Annotated in this window: 2 rRNA genes; both read left to right on the top strand. The window is 54.1% G+C overall.

Going from position 1 to position 2899, the window contains the following annotated elements:
* Window positions 1-2614, top strand: a 23S ribosomal RNA gene (locus IFT82_RS20240); the annotation flags it as partial.
* Between the two features lie 124 nt (window positions 2615-2738).
* Window positions 2739-2853, top strand: a 5S ribosomal RNA gene (rrf, locus tag IFT82_RS20235).
* The last annotated feature ends 46 nt before the right edge of the window (window positions 2854-2899 follow it).

Genomic DNA, 2899 nt, shown 5'->3' with positions numbered 1-2899 from the left:
TCAGGTATCTTGAGACTGAATACATAGGTTTCGAGAAGCGAACCCGGTGAACTGAAACATCTCAGTAGCCGGAGGAAAAGACATCAACCGAGATTCCGTTAGTAGTGGCGAGCGAACGCGGACCAGGCCAGTGCCTGAATTTCAACTAGCAGAACGATCTGGAAAGTTCGGCCATAGCGGGTGACAGCCCCGTATGCGAAAGTGAGAATTCAGGACTCGAGTAGGGCGGAACACGTGTAATTCTGTCTGAACATGGGGGGACCACCCTCCAAGCCTAAATACTCGTACATGACCGATAGCGAACTAGTACCGTGAGGGAAAGGTGAAAAGCACCCCGATGAGGGGAGTGAAACAGTACCTGAAACGGATTGCCTACAAGCAGTTGGAGGGTCCTTGAGGCCTGACAGCGTACCTCTTGCATAATGGGTCTGTGACTTAATGTTTCAAGCAAGCTTAAGCCGTTAGGTGTAGGCGCAGCGAAAGCGAGTCTGAATAGGGCGACAGAGTTTGAAGTATTAGACCCGAAACCCGGCGATCTAGGCATGACCAGGATGAAGGTGCAGTAACATGCACTGGAGGTCCGAACCGATTAACGTTGAAAAGTTACCGGATGAGTTGTGTTTAGGGGTGAAAGGCCAATCAAGCCGGGAAATAGCTGGTTCTCCGCGAAAACTATTGAGGTAGTGCCTCGGATGGACACCTCAGGGGGTAGAGCACTGGATGGTTGCGGGGGTCGCGAGATCTACCAACACTAACCAAACTCCGAATACCTGAGAGTGATATCCGGGAGACAGACGGCGGGTGCTAAGGTCCGTCGTCAAAAGGGAAACAGCCCTGACCTACAGCTAAGGTCCCCAAGTCACGTCTAAGTGGGAAAGCATGTGGAAATCCCAAAACAACCAGGAGGTTGGCTTAGAAGCAGCCATCCTTTAAAGAAAGCGTAACAGCTCACTGGTCTAAACAAGGGTTTCTGCGGCGAAGATGTAACGGGGCTCAAGACGTGCACCGAAGCTTAGGGTGTGCCATTTATATGGTACGCGGTAGCGGAGCGTTCCGTAAGCCTGTGAAGCGATCTGGTAATGGGTCGTGGAGGTATCGGAAGTGCGAATGCAGACATGAGTAGCGATAAAGAGGGTGAGATGCCCTCTCGCCGAAAGACCAAGGGTTCCTGCGCAAGGCTAATCCGCGCAGGGTGAGCCGGCCCCTAAGACGAGCCCGAAGGGGGTAGTCGATGGGAACCACGTTAATATTCGTGGGCCTGGTGGTGTGTGACGGATGATGTGTGTTGTCAGCTCTTATCGGATTGAGCTGGCTTCGAAATTGTCCCGGGAAATAGCCCCACCGTATAGACCGTACCCGAAACCGACACAGGTGGTCAGGTAGAGTATACCAAGGCGCTTGAGAGAAGTGTCCTGAAGGAACTCGGCAAATTGCCTCCGTACCTTCGGAAGAAGGAGGCCCTCACAGCGGGCAACCGTTATGAGGGGGCACAGGCCAGGGGGTAGCGACTGTTTAGCAAAAACACAGGGCTCTGCTAAGTCGGCTTCAAGACGACGTATAGGGCCTGACGCCTGCCCGGTGCCTGAAGGTTAAGTGGAGGGGTGCAAGCTCTGAAATGAAGCCCAGGTAAACGGCGGCCGTAACTATAACGGTCCTAAGGTAGCGAAATTCCTTGTCGGGTAAGTTCCGACCTGCACGAATGGCGTAACGACTTCCCCACTGTCTCCAGGACATGCTCAGCGAAATTGAATTCTCCGTGAAGATGCGGAGTACCCGCGGTTAGACGGAAAGACCCCGTGCACCTTTACTGCAGCTTCAGAGTGGCATTAGGAAGGAACTGTGTAGCATAGGTGGGAGGCTACGAAGCATCGGCGCCAGCTGATGTGGAGCCATAGGTGAAATACCACCCTGTTGTTTTCTGATGTCTAACTTCGATCCATGAAACTGGATCAAGGACCCTCTGTGGCGGGTAGTTTGACTGGGGCGGTCGCCTCCTAAAGAGTAACGGAGGCGCGCAATGGTGGGCTCAGGCCGGTCGGAAACCGGCTGTTCAGAGTGCAATGGCATAAGCCCGCCTGACTGCGAGACTGACAAGTCGAGCAGAGACGAAAGTCGGTCATAGTGATCCGGTGGTCCCTCGTGGAAGGGCCATCGCTCAACGGATAAAAGGTACGCCGGGGATAACAGGCTGATAACCCCCAAGAGCTCATATCGACGGGGTTGTTTGGCACCTCGATGTCGGCTCATCACATCCTGGGGCTGGAGCAGGTCCCAAGGGTTTGGCTGTTCGCCAATTAAAGTGGTACGTGAGCTGGGTTCAGAACGTCGCGAGACAGTTTGGTCCCTATCTGCCGTGGGCGTCGAAATTTGAGAGGAGTTGACCCTAGTACGAGAGGACCGGGTTGAACGTACCTCTGGTGTACCTGTCGTCGTGCCAACGGCGCAGCAGGGTAGCTATGTACGGACGGGATAACCGCTGAAAGCATCTAAGCGGGAAGCCTCCCTCGAGATAAGATTTCTCAGAGCGGTCGAAGACCACGACCTTGATAGATCGGATGTGGAAGCGCGGTAACGCGTGAAGCTAACCGATACTAATCGCTCTATTCGCGCTTGAGAGTTACACACCATCAACAACAGCACTGGCTAATCCCCAGACGCGGTTGACGATGCGGATGATACTCCCAGCCAGGTGCATCGATTTTAGAACCGCACAACCCCCATCACCACAGGCTCCATTGCCTGGTGACCATAGCGTTTGTGTCCCACCCGATCCCATCCCGAACTCGGCCGTGAAACCAAACCGCGCCAATGGTACTATCGCTCAAGCGATGGAAGAGTAGGTCGTCGCCAGGCATTGAAGCCCGTGGCGATGGGACATGTGCACCAGAACCCATTCACA

This window comes from Sphingomonas sp. CFBP 8760 (genome assembly GCF_014841615.1).
Lineage (GTDB): Bacteria > Pseudomonadota > Alphaproteobacteria > Sphingomonadales > Sphingomonadaceae > Sphingomonas.
This window is presented reverse-complemented; position numbering and strand designations above follow the sequence as displayed.